The organism is Thiomicrorhabdus indica (genome assembly GCF_004293625.1).
GTDB lineage: Bacteria > Pseudomonadota > Gammaproteobacteria > Thiomicrospirales > Thiomicrospiraceae > Thiomicrorhabdus > Thiomicrorhabdus indica.
This window is the reverse complement of record NZ_CP033040.1, coordinates 2,233,688-2,254,014: the sequence shown is the minus strand read 5'-3', so window position 1 is coordinate 2,254,014 and position 20,327 is coordinate 2,233,688. Positions and strand designations below refer to the sequence as shown.

The following is a 20,327-nucleotide window of genomic DNA, read 5'->3' as shown; positions in this document are numbered from 1 at the left end:
TCGCATGATGAAATTGCCAGTGTTAATGGTTCTGTCGTTGAGTATCGGTTTATCTGGTTGTGGTTTTCATCTAAAAGGCCAAAGTGGTATTTCTCAGGCGATCACACAACAGGCTCATGACTATTGGCAAAACCATCGATTGTTGATTCATGCTTCGGCTGCACAGTCAAAGCAAGGTCAGGCGATTTTGTTGCAATTGGACGCTTTTGAAGTCAATTACCAGTTAGTTGACAGTAAAGAGAGTGCAAGTCAAAAATTTGAAGAAAATCATTCAGATAATGTTTGGTTAGAAGTGCCACCGGTTAACTTTCAATCAAGACAAACCGCACAGTCAGCGTTGGGTTCAACAACGGCGGAAATTTTGGTGCTGAAGCAGTCCTATCAGTTGTTTGACCATCATGGAAAGGTTTTGACCTCTGGAACGGTAACAACACAGCGAGATCGTCAGGTCAATCCACAAGCTCTTCTGGCTTCTGATTCAGAGAAACAAGCTTTTCTTGATGATATGTCTTGGGAACTTGCGGAGCAATTGGTGCAAAGGTTAAATGCCTATGCAGCAATTGAGTCACCAAGTCCAACTGTTGTAAATACACCTGAAGGTCGATAAATTGATTCTTGCGAGTGCTTTTCTTCGACAACTTCAATCTCCACAGTTTCAGCCGCAATCGGTTTATCTGTTGTATGGTGAAGAGCCGCTTTTTTTAAGAGATGCCACGCAAGGGTTAAAACAACGATTGCAGGAATTGGATTTCGAGCGTGGAGAAGTGTTTGATGTTGAGCAAGGTTTTGATTGGATGGGATTACAGATGGAATCTCAGTCTTCGTCTCTGTTTGCTCAGCAACGGTTTATTGTCCTGAATATGCCCAAAGGTAACCCTGGAAAAGAAGGCAGTGCGTTTTTTCAGTTTTGGGCAGAACAATCTGCCTCAAACTCCGAGATTTGTTTGATTGTTTTGTGTGACAAACTCGATTCTCGGCAAATCAAATCCAAATGGGTGCAAGCGATTGAAGGTTGTGGTGTGGTCGTTCAAGCCAAACAGGTTCCTGCTCAAGAAGTGCCTAATTGGATTCATCAACGCGCAGCGACAAATGGCTTGCAGCTCTCGCAGGAAGCCGCAAATATTCTTGCGGAGCGCACCGAAGGAAACTTGCTGGCGGCAGATCAAGAGCTAATAAAGCTTTCATTATTGCTTAGCACTGAAAATTCACCGGCCGGTCAAATGGTTCAGGTTGAGGCGCAACATATTGTCGACAGAGTCGAGGATCAAGCGCATTATCAATTGTTTGCACTGTCGTCATCGATGCTGGCAGGTCAGCTAAATGCTAGTTTACAGCGTTTGTTTCGTTTGCAACAAGAAGGCATTGAACCACCGATTGTACTTTGGCTGTTGACGAAAGAGTTGCGTGTGTTAATTGAATTGCAGCAGTTGTCGAGTCGAATGAGTTTTGCTCAAGCCTGTAAGCAAATGCGAATCTGGTCAACTCAGCAGAGCGACTATCGACAGGCGTTGAATAGAGGAACTGTTGAGGTTTGGAATCAGGCGTTGAGGTTGGCTTTGCAAGTGGATCGAAGAATTAAAGGCATTGAAAAAACGTTAAATGAATCAGAAATTTGGTTAGGGTTATCGGAAATTGTCGTGAAAATCGCTCAACCACAATCACCTTTATTGACCGCAAATAGATAAAAAAGAACAGGAAGCACTGTATGAGTATTGAAAATGTCCAATCCTACATGACGAAATTGGGTCAGCAAGCGCGCGCTGCTTCGCGTCAATTATTGCGTGCAGATACGAATCAGAAAAATTCTGCTTTATTGGCGATTGCAGAGCAAATTGAAACTCAGGCCAAATTTTTGCAGACAGAAAATGCAAAGGATTTAACCGCCGGTAAAGAAAATGGCTTGAGTGATGCGATGCTAGATCGTTTGGCCTTAACAGATAAAGCGATTGCAGGCATGGCCGAAGGTCTTCGTCAAATTGCTGGTTTGCAAGACCCTGTCGGTGAGATTTCGGATATGTCCTATCGTCCATCGGGTATTCAAATTGGCAAAATGCGTGTGCCTTTAGGTGTGGTTGGAATCATTTATGAATCACGTCCAAATGTGACGGTCGATGCGGCTGCTTTGTGTTTAAAGTCTGGAAATGCGGCGATTTTACGAGGTGGCTCGGAAGCGGCACATTCAAATCGCGCATTGGCTCAATGTATTGCCAGAGGTTTGGAAGAGGCAAACCTGCCTACGACAGCTGTGCAAGTCGTTGCGACAACCGATCGTGAAGCGGTTGGACATTTAATTGCCATGCCGGAATTTGTGGATGTGATTATACCGCGCGGCGGAAAAGGCTTGATTCAGCGGATTTCAGACGGTGCGCGTGTACCAGTTATTAAGCATTTGGATGGTATTTGTCATGTCTATATTGATGAAGCCGCTGACAAGAAAAAAGCAATTGATGTTGCCTTGAATGCGAAGACGCACCGTTACGGAGTGTGTAACGCTATGGAAACCTTGTTGGTTGCTGATTCTCGTGCGGCAGAAATATTGCCGGAGCTGGCGACCTTGTATGCTGAAAAAGGTGTAGAGTTACGCGGCTGCGCTAAGACCTGTGAAATTATTGATGCTATTTCTGCGACCGAAGAAGATTGGGCAACGGAATATTTAGCACCAATTTTATCAATTAAAGTGGTGGCTGATGTGAATGAGGCGATGGATCACATTGCTCAATTTAGTTCAGGGCATACCGAATCGATTATTACTGAAAATTTCACAACCTCACGTCGTTTCTTAGCTGAAGTCGATTCAAGCTCAGTAATGGTGAATGCCTCAACTCGATTTGCCGATGGATTTGAGTATGGCTTGGGTGCTGAAATTGGCATCAGTACTGACAAGTTCCATGCGCGTGGTCCGGTTGGTCTTCATGGCTTAACATCGCAAAAGTATATTGTTTTAGGCGATGGCACAATCCGTCAATAAGGGTAAGTTTTGCGACTAATCGGTATCAATGGTGGCACTTTCGACCCCATTCATTATGGGCATTTACGTCCGGCACTGGAAGCAAAGCAGAGATTGAATCTAGCGCAGGTTCGCTTTATTCCGTGTTATCAGCCGGTGCACAAAGGTCAACCGCAGGTCTCTGCTCAACAGCGTTGTGAAATGATTGGGATGGCGATTGAATCGCAACCTGGGTTCTTACTTGATACGATTGAAATTGATCATGGAGGGCCTTCCTACATGGTGCAAACGCTTGAAGTTTTAAAGCCGAAGTTTGCAGAAGATTCTTTGGTTTTAATGATGGGGACGGACGCGTTTGCTAAGTTTTGCTCATGGCATCAGTGGCGGCGAATTCTAGAGTTAGCAAATATTTTAGTTTTGCATCGACCCGGTCAAGAGATTTTAAGTTCTGCAACCGCGCAAGGTATGCAGGAACCCACTGAAGAAGAACAGCTTTGGTTGGACTTATGTGTAAAACAATATTCTTTACCGGCCGGTCAGATTCAGGAGTTATCGGTCACCCAGTTGGATATTAGTTCGACGTTGATTCGTCAAAATTTGTCCACTGGTTTAAGTGCAGATTATTTAACGCCTTATAGCGTTGTACAATATATTCAAAATAAAAAATTGTATCAGTCTGAATAAGACCTGATACAGATTTAAGAAATTCATTAGGAGACTAGAAATTAAATGAGTTTAGATTTAACACAAATAGAAGCACTTGCAGTTAAGACACTGGATGACAGCAAAGGTCGCGATATTCAGGTCATAGATATTGAAGGTGTGAGTTCGTTTGCAGATCGCATGATTGTCTGTACAGGGACTTCAACAACTCATGTGCGTGCGCTCGGTTCGCATCTTGAAAAGGCATTTAAGGATGCCGGTGAGCCGCCTTTAGGCGTTGAAGGTGGTCCAGAACCTGATTGGGTCTTGGTTGATTTGGGGAATATGATTGTCCATATTTTGACCGAGGGGGCGCGTGCCCATTATGCTCTAGAGAAGCTTTGGGATATCAAATCTAAAGCCTCGCGTTTGAATAAAGCCGGTGAAGAATAATACCGGCCGGTACCTTTTAGGCTTTTCTTAATGATTATTCACTTTATAACGGTTGGTCAGAAAATGCCTAAATGGGTGAGCGAAGGCTATAACGAATATGCCAAGCGTCTTCCCAAGGCTTGTAGTTTGAATATTATTGAGTTGCCGATGGCGAACCGAGGCAAAACGAACTCGGTGGATAAAATGAAAGCCGAAGAAGCTAAAAAAATTCTTGATGCAATACCGAAAGGTGCCCGTTTAATTGTTTTGGATGAGCATGGTCAACAAGTGACGACGAAAGGGCTGGCAAATAAAATGGAAGATTGGTTGGCAGGCGGTCAAGATATCGCCTTAGTTGTCGGAGGGCCAGACGGTTTGGAACAGTCTTTGATAGATTCAGCGCAATGGAAATGGGGGCTCTCTAAGCTCACGTTACCCCATCCAATGGTCAGAATTTTAGTTGCAGAGCAAATCTATCGGGCCTGGTCGGTAATAAATAACCACCCCTACCACCGTGAGTGAAAATGTCTTTTTTGCTCAATCTCTTTGTTGGATAAAAACTCGTGTACTAACTGTACACGTCGTCTTTATCCGCCTCGACCTTGATGCAAAAAATCTCATTTTCAAATTTTAATTTGCCACGTCTTTAGTCTTTATAACATTCTCTTTTTAATTTCTGATGCTTATACATTTTTTGCAACCTTAATTTCTACCCGCCGGTTAAGTTTTTGGTTGGCAGGAATGGGGTTGCCGATTTTGTCGGTATTGGGGGCTTTAGGTCTTGTGTCCGCATAGCCAATCGCTTTTAAGCGATTTCCATCCACATTTTGTTCAAGAAAGACTCGCAGCACACTAATCGCACGGCTAGATGAAAGTTCCCAGTTGGAAGGGAAGCGTACAGTGCTGATTGGAATGTCATCGGTGTGACCTTCAATTTCGATATTAAATTCTGGAAGTGGAAAATCTTTGATGTCGTTGGCAATTGCAGCGATGAGTTCACTGGATTTTAATCCCAAATCTGCAGAACCTGTTTTAAATAGGATATTTCCAGGAAGGTCGATTTTGAGATAGTTCTCACCGGCTTCAATCGCCTCAGATGGTAAAACTTGAAACTCCAATAAAGTTTCTGAAAGGTTGGCGCGTAAATCTTTCAGAGGGCTGATTTCAGTCTGCTCTTTTTTCTTTAATAGCCCCTGGTTGATTGCTTCAGAGACCTCTTCAAATCGATTTTGGTTGATCATTGACATGGATAGGATCAAAACAAAGAACCCCAAGACTAAGGTCATGGCATCTGCATAGGTGATCATCCACTCGTCATTTTCTTCTTTAGGCTTTTTGAGCTCGACCGGCTTGTAATCATAAACGGGTATTTCGTTCTTCATTTGAGGACTCCCATGACTTCTTTAGTGTTTTGCTACTTTGCGGAACTGGAAGTTAGGGTGGAGATAAGAATTCATTGTGTCTTGGATCACCAGTGGCGTTGCACCTTCCGAGAGTAAGACGATTCCTTCTGTCAGAATCAGGTTGCGTTGCGCTTCCAAGTCTTGTTTGTGTTCCAGTTTTCGAGCCGCCGGTTTGAGTACCAGCTGAGCCATCAAAACCCCGTAAAGGGTCGTTAACAGTGCGACCGCTAGGCCTCCACCGATTTTGGAAGGATCGCCCTCCATTGAGTTCAACATAATGATTAAACCCACCAGCGTTCCGACCATACCAAATGCCGGTGCCGTCGATGCCATCGTTAACAGGACTTTGGCTGGACGCATATTGCTCTCGTAAATAGATTCACGAGAGTGTTGTAGAAGATTGTATAAGTGTGCGCCCTTGTAACCCGAGAGCAAAAAAACGAATGATTGATTCAAAAAGCTGGTTTCTTCGTCTGGCAGTTCAATAATACGTTCAAGTTTCACCAGTCCTTGGGTACGAATGATTTTTGACCAATCAATGAGTTCACCGACATCTTCATACAGCTTTACTGGATTGACTTTGGAAGAGACCATGGTCGATAAGATCTCTTTAAAAGCGAGTGCGACATAGCGGCCATCATAGGAAATCATCGCTGCGGCAATGGTTCCGCCTATTACCATGAGTAAGCTTGAAAGGCTGAAAAACATCAAATAATTGTCGGTGTTAAAGAACACTGCTGATGCAAATAAGCCGATACCGAGAATGAATCCAAAAAGTGCGCTAAGTGAAATATGCATTTTATGAACAGTCTTATATAAGTTTGATTACGAATGAGTAAGAATAAAGCATAACAGCTTCTAAATTCGAGATTTTAAGGTGTAAAGTTGATTGAATCTGGTTAATATCAATTTTTTGAGTGGCCTATTAAAGGTTTATCAAGGTTTATCCTTGTTTGATGTTCGTAAATTCTTGACTTGTTTTCTTTTTTTTGCGATAATTCGCGCTCTGAAATTTTTTCAGTGGATGTAATCACAAGTAGTCATCGAGTTTTGTTTACGAATAGAATCGATGTTGTGTTAATTAGAAATAGTTAATGATAGGTCTACGGATCGTTAACACGTAAAACCATGGAGTTTTAAAAATGGCAAACTCAGCACAAGCCGCTAAGCGCGCACGTCAAGCCGAAAAAAATCGTCAACATAACGTAGCAATGCGTTCTGATATGCGTACTGCAGTTAAAAAAGTTCTTGCAGCGATTGCAGAAGGTAACAAAGAACAAGCAAATGAGTTGTTCCGTGTTGCCCAATCAAAATTAGATGGCATGGCGCGTAAAGGCATCATCCACAAGAACAAAGCAGCTCGTTCAAAAAGCCGCATCAACGCTCGCATCAAAGCAATGGCATAATTGCCAAGCTTTAATTAGCGTAAGCAAAACCGGAGTCTTCAAAGCCTTCGGTTTTTTTATACCCAAAATATACTGAGTGCTTTGCATTCATGTTGCTGTTTAAAATCTTACCGGCCGGTAACCTTTGTCATTATCTCTGTTAAAATCATGTTTTTTCTTGTCGGGTGTCCTCCTTGAAACGAATTATTAAAGCGGCAGTAACCGTTGGTAGCATGACCATGATTTCACGCATTTTAGGGTTTTTGCGTGATGTGATTATCGCTAAATATTTTGGGGCGACGGCGGGGGCCGATGCGTTTTTCGTTGCGTTCAAAATTCCCAATTTCTTTCGTCGATTGTTTGCTGAAGGTGCCTTTTCTCAGGCGTTCGTGCCAGTGTTGGCGGAGGCGAAAGAAAAACGGGGAAAAGAAGCTGTCAAGCAACTGGTTGATGCGATTGCTTTTCGACTCGGTGGTATTTTGCTATTGCTAACCGCTTTTGGTGTTTTTGGATCTTCACTTTGGATGATGGTGTTTGCACCGGGTTTTATTGATGACCCTGAAAAGTTCAATCTTGCTTCTGATATGCTGGCCATTACTTTTCCTTATTTGCTGTTGATTTCTCTAGTCGCTTTTTCTTCTGCGATTATGAACACCTATAGCCAATTTGCCGTACCAGCCTTTACACCTGTTTTTTTGAATTTAGTGCTGATTTCTTTTGCTGTATTTGTTTCACCGCTGCTTGAAATTCCTGTGATGGCGTTAGCTTGGGGGGTGTTGGTTGCAGGAGTGGTACAGCTACTGTTTCATTTGCCATTTTTGTATAAACTCGGGCTCTTACCGCATCCAACACGTAAAACTGATCCTGGCGTTGGTGAGGTTAAACGCTTAATGATTCCTGCGTTATTTGGGGTATCGGTTGCACAAATTAATTTATTGGTCGATACCATTCTTGCATCGTTTTTGGTGACGGGATCTGTTTCTTGGTTATATTATTCTGACCGCCTAATGGAGTTTCCGCTTGGAGTGTTTGGAGTCGCTTTGGCCACAGTTGTGTTACCAGGGCTGTCTAAAAAAGCAGCAAACGAAAACTGGCAAGGATTTCAGGAAGATTTAGATTCAGCTTTGCGTTTGGTGTTTTTAATCGGTGTGCCGGCAATGCTTGGGCTTTTGGTTTTGGCGCAGCCCTTAGTTGTGAGCCTTTTCCATTACGGAGCCTTTACCAATCATGATGTAAATATGGCAAGCATGAGCTTAATGGCTTATTCATTTGGTTTACTTGGTTTTATTTTGGTCAAAATTCTCGCGCCAGCCTTCTATGCGCGAAAAGACATGAAAACCCCTGTAAAAGTTGCGATTGTTGCTCTTGTAGCGAATATGGTGTTTAACTTGTTATTAATTGGCCCATTTGCACACGTTGGTTTGGCCGCAGCAACGTCGATTTCTGCCTTTATGAATGCTGGGTTGTTGTTTTGGTATTTGCGCAAGCAAAAAGTATTTGCACCACAAGCAGGTTGGTTCAAGCTAAGTGTTCAAATTGGATTGGCAAACCTAGCAATGGTTGTTTTCATTATTTGGCTGGATCCGCTTTCATATGAATGGTTAGAGTTTGACGTTTGGCAGCGTTTAGGTTGGTTAATGATGATTGTCATTGGTGCTATTTGTGTTTATGGCGCAGCTTTATTAGCGCTAGGCCTTAATCCTAAACGGTTTATTCGCAAGGCGTAATTGTGAGAAGGTTAAAACGTTCTAGGCTTGATCGGTTTATTGCGCATCATGCCCAAATCTCAATGCGAGAGGTTCAGTTATTGCTGGCAAAAGGGGCGATTCAAATTAATCGTCAACCGGCTGTGTCTAAACAGCAAATGGTGTCTCAATTCGATCAAATTGAGATTAATGGCCAACGGCTAAATTCAATTGAAGCGTGTTATTTGATGTTAAATAAACCGGTCGGAGTGTTAAGTGCGACGGTAGATACACAATTTCAAACAGTGATCGATTTCGTACCGGACGAATTTTGCGCGCATAAAGAAACATTACATTATGCTGGGCGTTTAGACCGTTCGAGTTCAGGGTTAATGTTATTGACCAATGACAGCTCTTGGTCTCGCGCCATTTCTGAACCTAGGAAAAAAATCAATAAACATTATTTGGTTTCTTTAGAAAAACCACTCAAATTCAGCGATATTGATGATTTTGCAAAGGGTTTCTATTTTGAATACGAGCAGCAGTGGACGCAACCGGCCAAACTAGAGGTTATAGAGACAAATGTTGCGAAAGTAGTTATAAGTGAAGGTAAATATCATCAAATTAAGCGAATGTTTGCTAAATGTGATAACCGTGTTATGAAATTACATCGTTATCGAATAGGTGATATTGTGCTTGATAAAAGTTTACCGGCCGGTGGAATTCGTGCGTTAACTGCAAATGAAATATCCAGTATTGGAAATTGCACAGAGTAACCGCTATTTGCGCTATAATTTCGCGCTAAATTTTTGATTTTATTCACAACAACTATTGACATTCATGCAACTGATTCGCGGTCTTCACAATCTAGCAATTCATCAAGCAAAGCTTGCTAAAGGGTGTGTGCTAACAATCGGTAACTTTGATGGCGTGCATTTAGGGCACCAACAAGTGTTAAACGCTTTGCATAATGAGGCTGTAACGCGAAATCTACCCAGTGTCGTGATGGTGTTTGAGCCTCTGCCGATTGAGTTTTTTTCACCTGAGAAAGCCCCAGTACGCCTAATGAATTTGCGTGAAAAATTGCAGGCATTTGATCGTACTGAAATCGACTATGTGATCTGTGTGCGTTTCAATGAAAAATTTGCGGGCCTAACAGCCGGTGAGTTTGTGCACTCTGTGTTAATTGATGGTTTTAATGTCAAACATTTGATTGTTGGGGATGATTTCCATTTTGGAAAAGGACGTGGTGGCGATTTTGCGTTCTTACAGAGCTTTGGTGAAAAAAGTGGCTTTAGCGTGGTTAAAATGCCCACTCATGTCTTTGATGGCAATCGAGTCAGTAGCACTCGAGTTCGTGCAGAGTTATCAAAACCAGATTTAGCTGCGGTTGAAACCCTGATAGGCCGATCTTTTTCATTCAATGGTCGAGTGATTCATGGTCAAAAGTTAGGACGAACCATAGGTTTTCCAACACTAAACTTGAACCCCAAACGTATTCAGATGCCGGTCCATGGGGTGTTTGCTGTAGAGGTTTTAGGGATTGCGGATAAGCCTTGGCCGGCGGTGGCGAATCTTGGACTTCGCCCAACTGTGGATGGCATACGTCCATCAATTGAAGTGCATTTGTTTGATTGGTCTGAAGATTTATATGGCCACCATATTGATGTGATTTTACGAAAGTTTATTCGCCCCGAAATGAAATTTAATGGTCTTGAGCAACTGCAGGCGCAAATTGCTCAAGATGCTATAAAAGCAAGAGAATTTTTCAAACTTTGAGCCGCGGTCTAACCGCTAATTGTGAAGAGAGTTATTGCATGAGCAAAGACAACAACCAAAAAGATTACAAGCCGACCTTGAACCTTCCGGAGACTGATTTCCCTATGCGAGGGAATCTACCTAACCGTGAGCCGAAACAGGTTGAGCAGTGGTTAAGTGATGACCTTTACCAAACAGTGCGTGAGCATATGGCCGGTCGTCCAAAGTTTATTTTGCACGACGGACCTCCATATGCGAACGGCAATATTCACATTGGTCACGCGGTCAACAAGGTCTTGAAAGACATGATTGTCAAATCCAAAGGGTTGAGCGGTTTTGATGCTCCGTTTGTACCGGGTTGGGATTGTCACGGTTTGCCGATTGAGCTGAATGTTGAAAAGAAAAAAGGCAAGGTTGGCCAGAAAATTGGCGCGACTGAATTTCGCCAAGAATGTCGTAATTATGCTCAAAAGCAGGTTGATGGCCAAATGGCTGATTTCCAGCGTTTAGGTGTGATGGCGGATTGGAAAAAACCTTACCTAACTAAAGACTTTAAATTTGAAGCTGATGAAATCCGTGCTTTGGCAAAAATCATTGAAAACGGTCACTTAGTCAAAGGCACCAAGCCGGTTTATTGGTCGGTTGGTGGTCGTTCGGCTTTGGCAGAAGCAGAAGTCGAATACGAAAACAAGCGCTCTAAATCGATCGATGTGCGATTCAAGGTGGTTGATGAAGCGGCTTTCTTTGAACGTTGTCATCATGTTGAAGACCATACTGGAGAAGGGCCTCTTTCGGTAGTGATTTGGACGACAACGCCATGGACTTTGCCGGCGAACCAAGCTGTCTCGATTAATCCCGAGCTTGAATACTCTGTGGTACAAGTTGAGGGCGAACATGGTCCAGAACGTTTGTTCTTAGCTGAAGCGATGATTAAAGACGCCATGGATCGTTGGGGCTTTGATAAGTACAAAGTGATTGCTTATGGTCGTGGTGAGCAGTTTGATTTGATTCGTCTGCAGCATCCGTTCTATGAGCGCATTGTGCCATTGATTTTGGGTGAGCATGTCACAACGGATGCCGGTACAGGCTGTGTCCATACAGCTCCGGGGCATGGTGTGGAAGATTTCGAGGTCGGTAAAAAGTATGACCTTGAAGTGGATTGCCCAGTCGATAACAACGGGAACTATGTAGCTGGTACGCCTATTTTCGAGGGCGAAAATGTTCTGAAAGTCGATGACCATGTGTTAGAAGTTCTGAAAGAGCATCATTCCTTGGTGCATATTGAAATTATTGAACACAGTTATCCTCACTGTTGGCGTACCAAAACGCCATTGATTTTCCGTGCTACACCGCAATGGTTTATTTCGATGGAAGCTGCCGGTTTGCGTGATAATGCGATAAAAGCGATTCCAGCAGTGGAGTGGGTGCCTGAATGGGGACAAAACAGAATTGAAGGCATGATTGAAGGACGACCTGATTGGTGTATTTCGCGTCAGCGTTTCTGGGGTGTGCCAATCACCATCTTTATTCATAAGGTTACCGGTGAAATGCATCCAAACACGGTTGAGTTAATGCAAAAAGTCGCCGAAATGGTTGAAGAGAAATCAATTGATGCTTGGTATGACTTAGACGTTGCAGAGTTCTTGGGCGATGATGCGGAAAACTATGAGCAGGTTACGGACATTTTAGATGTATGGTTTGATTCAGGGATTTCACATCAAACGGTTTTAAAAGAACGTGAAGAACTTTCTGCACCGGCAGATTTGTATTTAGAAGGTTCTGACCAACACCGTGGTTGGTTCCAATCCTCACTGTTGACGGCACTGGCAACTGATGGTGAAGCACCGTACAAACAAGTTTTGACGCATGGTTTTACCGTGGATAAAGACGGTAAGAAAATGTCGAAATCGAAAGGAAATGTGATTGCACCGCAAGATATTTCCAATAAATATGGTGCCGATATTCTACGTTTATGGATTTCTGCGGCGGACTACCGCTATGAAATGACGGTATCAGACGAAATCATTAGTCGTACCGCGGATGCCTATCGCCGTATTCGTAATACAGGGCGTTTCTTGTTGGCAAACATCAATGGCTTTAATCCTGTAACCGACATGGTGGCATATGATGACTTATTACCCTTGGATAAGTGGGCAATTGGTTTTGCGGCTAAACTTCAAGAAGAAATCCTTGAAGCTTATGAAAGCTACAATTTCTTGGATATTTACCAAAAAGTAACGCATTTCTGTTCGATTGAGTTAGGTGCTTTCTATTTGGATGTGATTAAAGACCGTCAATATACGTGTAAATCCGATGGTCTTGCGCGTCGTTCTGCGCAAACGGCTTTGTATCATATCGTTGAAGCGATGACGCGTTGGATTGCACCAATCTTGAGTTTTACTGCCGAAGAACTTTGGCGTGAAATCCCTGGAGAGCGTACCAAAACAGTGTTTGTTTCTGAATGGTACACTGCGCTAACGGCTCTGGATGAAAGCACAGAAATGAATTCAGCCTACTGGGCGAAAATGATGGAAGTGCGTTCTGCGGTATCAAAACAGTTAGAAGGTTTACGTAATGAAAAAGTTATTAAAGGGTCGCTAACGGCTCAAGTCACTTTGTATGCTGAAGATACGTTATATGCAGAAATTGCCAAACTGAGTGAAGAGTTACGTTTTGTGTTAATTACTTCAGAGGCGAAAGTCTTACCGGCCGGTGAAAAAACGGATGCGGCGATTGAATCTGAAATGGCAGGCCTATGGGTTGAAGCGACAGCAACTGAACATGCAAAATGTGCTCGTTGTTGGCATCACCGTGAAGAAGTGGGTTCAATAGAAGGGCATGAAGATCTTTGTCAGCGTTGTGTGGATAATACCGAGGGTAGTGGAGAAACACGCCACTTCGCTTAATTTTCAGACTGACTTCATCAAGCTAGTGGGTCACTTTGGTGTTAAAAAATGGTCACTTACTCATCGTAAGCTCACATTTTTTGCCTAGAAGTGACACACACTATCTTGCGAATTAAGTAGAAAATGTTTGAAACCATGCTACGAGAATTTTGGCAGCTTTCGCCTCGTTTTGAACTTCTCTCGACGGTTTTAAAAATTTCCAGACTTATTTCGACAATCTGATGAAACATTTCGGTGTTAAAAAATGGTCACTTACTCATCGTAAGCTCACATTTTTTGCCTAGAAGTGGCACACACTATCTTGCGAATTAAGTAGAAAATGGTTGAAACAATACTCCGAGTATTCATGGATGAACTTGCTGTGTCTTTTAAAGCGTCCTGTTTATGTGTGATTTTTAGAATGTAGAACAAGCCACGAAGTGAAAACTTGCGTGGTTTTTTATTATTAAGTTTATGGATAACTAATGACTTCAACGGCTTTAAAAACCTTATGGATTGCTGTTCTGGTAATCATTTTTGATCACATCACTAAATACCTTGCGGTGACAAATTTAACCTTTGGTGAGCCGGTTCCAGTGATAGATCATTTGAACTGGACGTTGGCCTATAACTATGGCGCGGCCTTTAGTTTCTTGGCCGATATGGGCGGTTGGCAACGTTGGTTTTTTGTGGTTTTGGCATTTGGAATGACAGTGTTTATGTTGTGGTGGCTTAAGAAGTTACCTGCCAAAATCACGACTGAAGTCGTGGCCCTAAATTTGGTAATTGGTGGCGCAATTGGCAATGTGATTGACCGAATATTAGAAGGGCGTGTGACAGACTTTATTGATTTCTATATTGGTGCTTGGCACTATGCCACTTTCAATGTTGCTGATATCGCTATCTCCTTGGGTGCCGCTTTATTGATATTTAGTGAGTTTTTTTTGAAAAAAGATAAAGAGAGTGTTGCTAAGTAAGTCTTAGCGAAATAGTTCAGTTAGAGATTGAAAAATACCGGTTCATGGCGGTGTTTTTGAGTTATTGGCGCTGTCTTGCGCTTGCTAATATTGGTTGTAGTTTTTGTAGGTGCTCTTTGAGATTGTCAGTGACAATCGTTTCTATATCTAAATGGATATGTTTATCTGATTCGAGCCGTTGTAATAATGCGGATTGAAGATTTTCATCGTAGCTTTCTAAATGAATCAATATCAGATAATTCGGCTCAACAAAAAAGCTCAAGTCATTGGTATAGAATTTTTTAAATATCTTGCCCAACATGTTCATGGTTTCAGAGTGTTGCTGATGAGTCTGCTCCAATAGGCTTGCAATGGTAACAATTTGCATTGCTTCAATTTTCATTCCTCGAAACTCCGACAAAGCTAACATGTCAAGGTAACGAACATCAAACAATCCGGTATTTTCATCGCATAACAAATATTGCAGTCTTTGAAGCTCTGTTCCAGAAGTCGGCAGGCTTCGTTTAAGGTGGTCTAGAGGTTCATCTTTCAATACATGGCTAGCAATATTGACAATTACTGGATCGAATTGACTCCCTTTATGTTTTTCGAGTTCACTAATTGCTTTATTAGCGGGAATGGAGGGTTTATAAATCCAACAGGAAGTCATCGCCTCAAAGGCATCCGCTACAGCAATAATTCGAGAGAGCAAAGGTATTTCTTCACCACTGATGCCATTTGGGTAGCCAGAACCATCAAAATATTCATGATGATGCAAAATTGTTTCATATATCTGTTGGAAGCCAGGTAAACGCTCAAAGAGCTTGGCTCCATACATTACATGGTTTTCTACCATGTTTCTCTCTTGTGGGGTGAGTATTCCGGCTTTTAATAGAATATTGTCTGGAGTTTTAATATTGCCTATATCATGGAGCATGGCGGCATCAACAAGGGTTGCGATATTTTTGGCATCGAGGTTTAGCGCGGTTGCAATTTTCTTTGAATATTTTGACACTCTAATTGATCGTCCAGCGGTCAGGACATGGCGTTTTTCTAACAGGTCGACGATTTCAAATAGTATGAACTTATAGTTTTTAGTTTTTTCTAATAATTGATGTTCATAGGTATCTCGACGGTTAAGAGTCGTGACGGATTGGGAAATGGTGGTTCCAAGTTTTTTGAGAAGTGTACGTTCTTCCGGTATTTGCTCCTGAGTGGTGAGCAGTATCATAAAGCCATAGGTATGACTATCTTTGTTTTGGATTGGCAAAAAAGTCGCGTGACTTAGTTCGCGTGATTGCAAATAGTCAATGATGGGCTGAGCAAAGTCTTTATTTTGTAAGTTGTCAACTGTAATAAGTTCACCATGCTTTAAAACCGTTTGGATTGATGCCTCTTGTTCAATGTTTTCATAAAACTCTTTAAGTTCTGGAGTTTTTAGACCATCTTTTTGAGCAATTTGTGAAATGTCGACATTAATCTGATTGTTAAAAGTATGAATATGAACAAAGCGATAGTTGTCGTAATGCATCAAGTTTTCGCAACTCGCGTATAGCAGCTTGTCAACCTTACCCAGACGATTGAGGTGGTCAATAACATTGAAAATCGTTTCGAGTAGTCCTTTTATGTAGGTTTGTTCTTTCATTAGATTTTCATAATTTTCAGTGAGATCGAGAACGGTGGTTTTAAGCTCCTCAGCATGCGTTTTAAGTTCCTGATGGCGTTTATTAAGGGCAATAATTGCAACTACAGTGGCAATAAATACTAGGATTGACAACATAAGGTTGTAAATGAATCGGTTACGTAAGGACGTAATTTCTTCATTTCGCTGAACACTGAATAAATAAGCGACTGTTTCTTGTTCGATATTCTGTAAAGGCACGAAATGACTGATAAAGCCGTCAAATCTAAAAAAACCACCAATCATCTCGCTGTAAGGTTTAAAGCTTTTTAAGTGAATCAGTAAGTCATCATCGGTTGAGAGTTCATCAATATGGGGGTTTAGGCGCGTGCACAACTCGTTATCGACTTTTTTATCCATAGCGTAGTGTTCGCCAAAAGGGCTTTGACGATAATTAGATTTTTCATCTGCAAAGACTTTTTCCCCAACAATATTGGCATCAAGCATAAAGCAATAGGTGCCTTCATAAACTTTGGATAATGAGTCTGTGAAAGCTTTCATCGATAAGCTGATTTCGACACTGCCTAAATGTTGGTTATGGTCGATAATGGGGTAAACAAATCTGTATCCATTAAAAATTCGTCCCTCTTCAAAACCATGAGAACGCTTCTTTTCGATATTGGCTTTTTTGACAGAGTAGCGAAAATCAAACAACAGGTCTCCAAATTTACCCGGCCGGTGCATTCGTAAAAAGCTTCGACCATCTGGCATATGAAAATGCAGTTGCCGAATTTTTGCGATTTTTTTTAGGCTTTCATATTTATTTGCCAGAAGTGCATGCAGCTGATTATGAAGTTGAATGAATTGATCTTTGGAGGTGTTTTGTGCTTGGTTAAGTATGCTTAAAACATCTTTTTGCATCACAAGGTTTTCGAATGTGACATCACTATTGATTTGGTATCCATGAATGATTTCTTGGTGTCGATCGATTTGCCGCTGATAGTCAGCTTTTAGGCTTGCGTTGATGTTTAGGTTGTATTGAAAGATGAAATAGCCGATGGCGATTGCAAAGAGAAGTGTCACAGGTAGAACAAAGCGAAGCATGAATTAAGTTCTCCTGTGTCATTTAAATAAAGAAGTTATTTCAATATCACGAATCTAAAATTATAACTCGTAAGGTTTCGGTAAAAGTTTTATTGAATCAAGTTTGGGGGTGAAGTGACATTTGCTTTTTTATTAGTGGGAGTTTGTTTCGATCACAAGACTCAGGAACTCTTCAGTATTGAGAGGTGGGGAGAAATAATAGCCTTGGAACACTTGGCAGCCGAGTGCTTCAAGCCAAATTACTTGGTTTGGGCTTTCAACACCTTCGGCAATTAAATCTAGCTTTAGTGTTTGGGCGAGTCCAATCATGGCTTTGACTAGTGCATGGCCTGTTTTATCGTCTTTATCTGTTAAGGCATCGATAAAGGACTTATCAATCTTGAGTAAGTTGAAATCCAATTTTTTGAGTTGTGAGAGATTGGAGTAGCCTGTTCCAAAATCATCCACGGCAAATTCAATCCCAAGTTGCCTTAGGCATTCAATATTTGAGAGCCATTGAGTAGATGAGTCGGCAATTAATTGTGATTCGGTTACTTCAAAACAAATCTGTTTAGGATGAATTTTATAGTGGTTAAAGCGATTTTGAATCCATGTAATTAAGTCTTGCTCGTATAGAAATTGGGCAGGGATGTTGATTGAGTATTTTAAGGAAGTTTTGAGTTTTTGGTTCAAAGAACGAATGTCGCTGAGAACTTTATCAATCAACCAATAGGTGATTGGAGTGATAAGTTGTGATTGTTCAGCCAGAGGTATGAAATCGACTGGAGAAATCAATCCTAACTCATGATCATGCCAACGAATCAACACTTCAGCTCCGCTAAAACGGCTATGAACAATATTAAATTGGGGTTGCAACTGGTAATACAATTGTTGGTGTTCTAAAGCGGTTTGTAGCTTATTGATCAAAGCATAGCGTTTGGACGTAGCATTCTCAAACTCAATATCGAAGCGTCTAAAACAATTCCTACCGGATTTTTTGGCTTCATGGAGTGCTGCTTCTGCACGTCTGAAAAGTGTAATGAAATCATCACCATCTTTAGGGTGTTTGGAAAATCCACATGAAAATTGAAGTTTTGCACCGATTAAATCTTCTTGAAAAGATGTGAGGAAGGTGTCTGAGAATTTTCTTAATAAACTTTCTAAAGTTGACAAAGAAAAGTTGGGTGCCATAACTAAAAATTCATCGCCTCCTATGCGAGCGATATGAACATTGGTGGGGAGTGATTGTTGGAGTTGGTGTGCAAAATGGTTCAGAATCCGGTTACCAATGTTGTAACCCAGAACGTGGTTGAGAGGTTGGAAATGGTCAAAATCGATGAGTGCAAAAACGGCTTTAAAATTCTCGCTTTTCTGATTCTTCCACTGATCCCAAGCTTGTAGGCTGCCAAAACGATTGCTAAGACCGGTTAACTCATCGGTTGAAGCTTTTTGCTCAAGTTGTTTTTGTGCATTGAATTGCTCAGTGATGTCATTAACTGAACCTGTCATATAAAGAGGTTCACCTTCTAAGTCCCAGTAAACCACGCGACCACGGTCTTGGAGCACTTTCGTTCCAGATGGAGTAAGGATTTGGTACTGATGCTCGAAAGTTGTGCCTTGTTGAACAGCCTGCTCAACAGATTGCCAAACTTGCGGTAAGTCATCTGGGTGGACTCGATTTGTGAAGTATTCTAATTGGTTGCTGGGCTCTGACCCCGTGTACTCAAAAATTTCTCGCCATCGTCTATTGTATTCAATTGTATTGGTTCTTAAATTCCATGACCACATGCCTTCGCGTGAAATCTCATAGGCAATGAGTAATTGATTAAACAGTTTGTCTTTTTCTTCACGAGTAGAGATGAGTTCAGCTTCATCAAGCGCAATTCCAACTACTTGGTTATTGTTTGTCTGCCGATAATACACATGAAAAAAGTGTCCATTTATTTGTGTTTGGCATTCAAATTCCTGACCATTTAAAGCGCGTTGTATATGTTCCATCATTGTTGGGTTGGTGGTATATACATCAGAATAGTGCGAGCCAGGTTTTTGGCTATTTTCAAGCCCGAGTTGTTGTAAACGTGAGCCACGAGAAAAGGTAAAGTATCCATCTGAGTCTAATGCAAAGATAAGGATTGGCGTTGAGCTAAGGACCTTGTCAAAAACTTCAAGTATATTATCAATGTTGGAAGGTTTGTTTTTCACAGGTCGGTCTCGGTTTAGCGCTCGGCAGATTGCAACAGTTGTCGCAATTTTTCCAAAACTTGCACCGATGGATGGCCATCGGCCGGAAGTTTTTGTGATTTTTGGAATGCTCTCAAGGCACTGCGGGTTTTACTCCCCGCAATTCCATCGGCGGTTCCAGCTGAATAGCCCAAACGGTTAAGACTGTTTTGGAGTTCTTTTAGTTCCGTTAAGCTTAAGTTTTTGTCATTGGCAGGTTGGGATTTTGACAGCTTTGGGCCTTGCTTGATTCTCTGGGAAAGATAGCCGACTGCTAAAGCGTAATTGTTAGAGTTGTTCCAACGTTTGATGACTTTGAAGTTATCAAACACTAAAAATGCGGGGCCGCGGTAATCACTCGGTAAAATCAGGCGCGCACGGTGCCCTGGTTTGGTTTTTCCGCTTGGGTCTTTGCCTTTGACACCTAAAGCTCTCCATTGTGAGATAGATTTTTCAATTTTTCCATCGGCAAGCGCGTAATCAAAATTTTTGGGAAGCTGTACCTCGTATCCCCAGGTTTCATCCGGATTCCAACCAAGTGACTGTAAAAAGTTACCGGCTGAGTGGAATGCATCTGGAAGGCTTTTCCAGAGATTGATTTTGCCATTGCCATCTCCATCAATGGCGTATTTTAAATAGTTACTTGGCATGAATTGAACTTGTCCCATTGCTCCTGCCCATGAGCCTTTCATATCTGATAAGTTGACATGTCCACGGTCGAGAATCTTCAGCGCAGCAATTAACTCTTTTGAAAAAAAGACGCTTCTTCTTGGATCGTAAGCAAGTGTTGCCAAAGACTGGATAATAGGTAGATTGCCTGTGTAACCACCATAGTTGGTTTCCATCCCCCAAAATGCAGCAAGTACCTCTGCTGGGATACCATATTTTTTTTCAACTGACTTTAACAGTCGTTGGTAGCGACGGAATTGAGCTAGGCCTTGAGAAACGCGAGTGGTTGAGACAGCACTATTTAAGTATTGAAAAAATGTGCGACGAAATTCTGGCTGCTTTCGATCAGAGGAGAGAACTTTGTCGCTAACATAAACGTCTTCAAATGCTTGTTCAAGTGTTCTGTTTGAAATGCCTTCCTGTAAAGCTCTTTGCTTAAAACCACTTAGCCATTTTTCGAAGCCTTGTTGAGCCACATTTGAATTAGATTGAGCTTGTACTGTTGAGCTTTGCACTGCCAACGTTAAAACACTTGCCATGAAAACCGTTATAAGAGGTAGGTCAAAAAAGAATCGTTTTTTTGCTCGAAACATAAGAGTCAATCCGTTGAATATTTGTTAAGTACAAGCCTGTTGAGCAAC

General features: G+C 41.8%; 17 protein-coding genes. 12 read left to right on the top strand and 5 right to left on the bottom strand.

Annotation, left to right across the window (positions count from 1 at the left end):
• Positions 1 to 4: 4 nt before the first annotated feature.
• The 6 genes from D9T12_RS09930 to rlmH are packed head-to-tail and all read left to right on the top strand — an operon-like array spanning position 5 to position 4,543.
• The gene (locus D9T12_RS09930) at positions 5 to 607 is read left to right on the top strand and encodes an LPS-assembly lipoprotein LptE (RefSeq protein WP_130538025.1); all 603 of its coding nucleotides are present in this window, start codon (positions 5 to 7) and stop codon (positions 605 to 607) included.
• A gap of 1 nt (position 608) precedes the next feature.
• A complete protein-coding gene (holA, locus tag D9T12_RS09925; protein WP_130538024.1) occupies positions 609 to 1,685 on the top strand; it encodes a DNA polymerase III subunit delta in 1,077 nt (358 codons plus the stop codon).
• Positions 1,686 to 1,705: 20 nt separating this feature from the next.
• Positions 1,706 to 2,968 (top strand): glutamate-5-semialdehyde dehydrogenase, encoded by a 1,263-nt coding sequence (locus tag D9T12_RS09920; protein ID WP_130538023.1) that lies wholly within the window; start codon positions 1,706 to 1,708, stop codon positions 2,966 to 2,968.
• A 9-nt stretch (positions 2,969 to 2,977) separates the two neighbouring features.
• A complete protein-coding gene (gene nadD, locus D9T12_RS09915) occupies positions 2,978 to 3,631 on the top strand; it encodes a nicotinate-nucleotide adenylyltransferase (protein WP_130538022.1) in 654 nt (217 codons plus the stop codon).
• A 45-nt stretch (positions 3,632 to 3,676) separates the two neighbouring features.
• Positions 3,677 to 4,042: a ribosome silencing factor gene (gene rsfS, locus D9T12_RS09910; protein WP_130538021.1), complete on the top strand. Its 366-nt coding sequence runs from the start codon at positions 3,677 to 3,679 to the stop codon at positions 4,040 to 4,042.
• Between the two features lie 30 nt (positions 4,043 to 4,072).
• Positions 4,073 to 4,543 (top strand): 23S rRNA (pseudouridine(1915)-N(3))-methyltransferase RlmH, encoded by a 471-nt coding sequence (gene rlmH, locus D9T12_RS09905; RefSeq protein WP_130538020.1) that lies wholly within the window; start codon positions 4,073 to 4,075, stop codon positions 4,541 to 4,543.
• A 161-nt stretch (positions 4,544 to 4,704) separates the two neighbouring features.
• On the opposite strand, the gene D9T12_RS09900 is transcribed toward rlmH, so the two are convergent.
• Together D9T12_RS09900 and D9T12_RS09895 are read right to left on the bottom strand one after the other, a co-directional pair.
• The gene (locus D9T12_RS09900; protein ID WP_130538019.1) at positions 4,705 to 5,403 is read right to left on the bottom strand and encodes an OmpA/MotB family protein; all 699 of its coding nucleotides are present in this window, start codon (positions 5,401 to 5,403) and stop codon (positions 4,705 to 4,707) included.
• Between the two features lie 21 nt (positions 5,404 to 5,424).
• On the bottom strand, positions 5,425 to 6,222 hold the full coding sequence (locus D9T12_RS09895; protein WP_130538018.1) for a motility protein A: 798 nt from the start codon (positions 6,220 to 6,222) through the stop codon (positions 5,425 to 5,427).
• Positions 6,223 to 6,566: 344 nt separating this feature from the next.
• Here D9T12_RS09895 and rpsT point away from each other — a divergent pair, with 344 nt between their 5' ends.
• The 6 genes from rpsT (at position 6,567) to lspA (ending at position 14,114) form a co-directional block, all read left to right on the top strand.
• Positions 6,567 to 6,830, top strand: a complete 264-nt coding sequence (gene rpsT, locus D9T12_RS09890; protein WP_130538017.1) for a 30S ribosomal protein S20 — start codon at positions 6,567 to 6,569, stop codon at positions 6,828 to 6,830.
• A gap of 173 nt (positions 6,831 to 7,003) precedes the next feature.
• A complete protein-coding gene (murJ, locus tag D9T12_RS09885; RefSeq protein ID WP_130538016.1) occupies positions 7,004 to 8,536 on the top strand; it encodes a murein biosynthesis integral membrane protein MurJ in 1,533 nt (510 codons plus the stop codon).
• 2 nt (positions 8,537 to 8,538) lie between these two features.
• Positions 8,539 to 9,270 carry a pseudouridine synthase gene (locus D9T12_RS09880; RefSeq protein WP_130538015.1) on the top strand — a complete coding sequence of 244 codons (732 nt, stop codon included), beginning with the start codon at positions 8,539 to 8,541 and terminating at the stop codon, positions 9,268 to 9,270.
• Positions 9,271 to 9,334: 64 nt separating this feature from the next.
• Entirely contained in the window at positions 9,335 to 10,273 is a 939-nt protein-coding gene (gene ribF, locus D9T12_RS09875; RefSeq protein WP_130538014.1) for a bifunctional riboflavin kinase/FAD synthetase, read from the top strand.
• A 38-nt stretch (positions 10,274 to 10,311) separates the two neighbouring features.
• A complete protein-coding gene (ileS, locus tag D9T12_RS09870; protein WP_130538013.1) occupies positions 10,312 to 13,158 on the top strand; it encodes an isoleucine--tRNA ligase in 2,847 nt (948 codons plus the stop codon).
• Between the two features lie 464 nt (positions 13,159 to 13,622).
• The gene (gene lspA / locus D9T12_RS09865) at positions 13,623 to 14,114 is read left to right on the top strand and encodes a signal peptidase II (RefSeq protein WP_130538012.1); all 492 of its coding nucleotides are present in this window, start codon (positions 13,623 to 13,625) and stop codon (positions 14,112 to 14,114) included.
• Between the two features lie 61 nt (positions 14,115 to 14,175).
• On the opposite strand, the gene D9T12_RS09860 is transcribed toward lspA, so the two are convergent.
• From D9T12_RS09860 to D9T12_RS09850, 3 genes are all read right to left on the bottom strand, one after another.
• Positions 14,176 to 16,818 carry an HD domain-containing phosphohydrolase gene (locus D9T12_RS09860; RefSeq protein WP_130538011.1) on the bottom strand — a complete coding sequence of 881 codons (2,643 nt, stop codon included), beginning with the start codon at positions 16,816 to 16,818 and terminating at the stop codon, positions 14,176 to 14,178.
• A 132-nt stretch (positions 16,819 to 16,950) separates the two neighbouring features.
• Positions 16,951 to 18,999, bottom strand: coding sequence for a putative bifunctional diguanylate cyclase/phosphodiesterase (locus D9T12_RS09855; protein WP_130538010.1), 2,049 nt, complete (start codon positions 18,997 to 18,999; stop codon positions 16,951 to 16,953).
• A 14-nt stretch (positions 19,000 to 19,013) separates the two neighbouring features.
• Positions 19,014 to 20,279 carry a lytic murein transglycosylase gene (locus D9T12_RS09850; protein WP_240693175.1) on the bottom strand — a complete coding sequence of 422 codons (1,266 nt, stop codon included), beginning with the start codon at positions 20,277 to 20,279 and terminating at the stop codon, positions 19,014 to 19,016.
• Between the last annotated feature and the right edge of the window lie 48 nt (positions 20,280 to 20,327).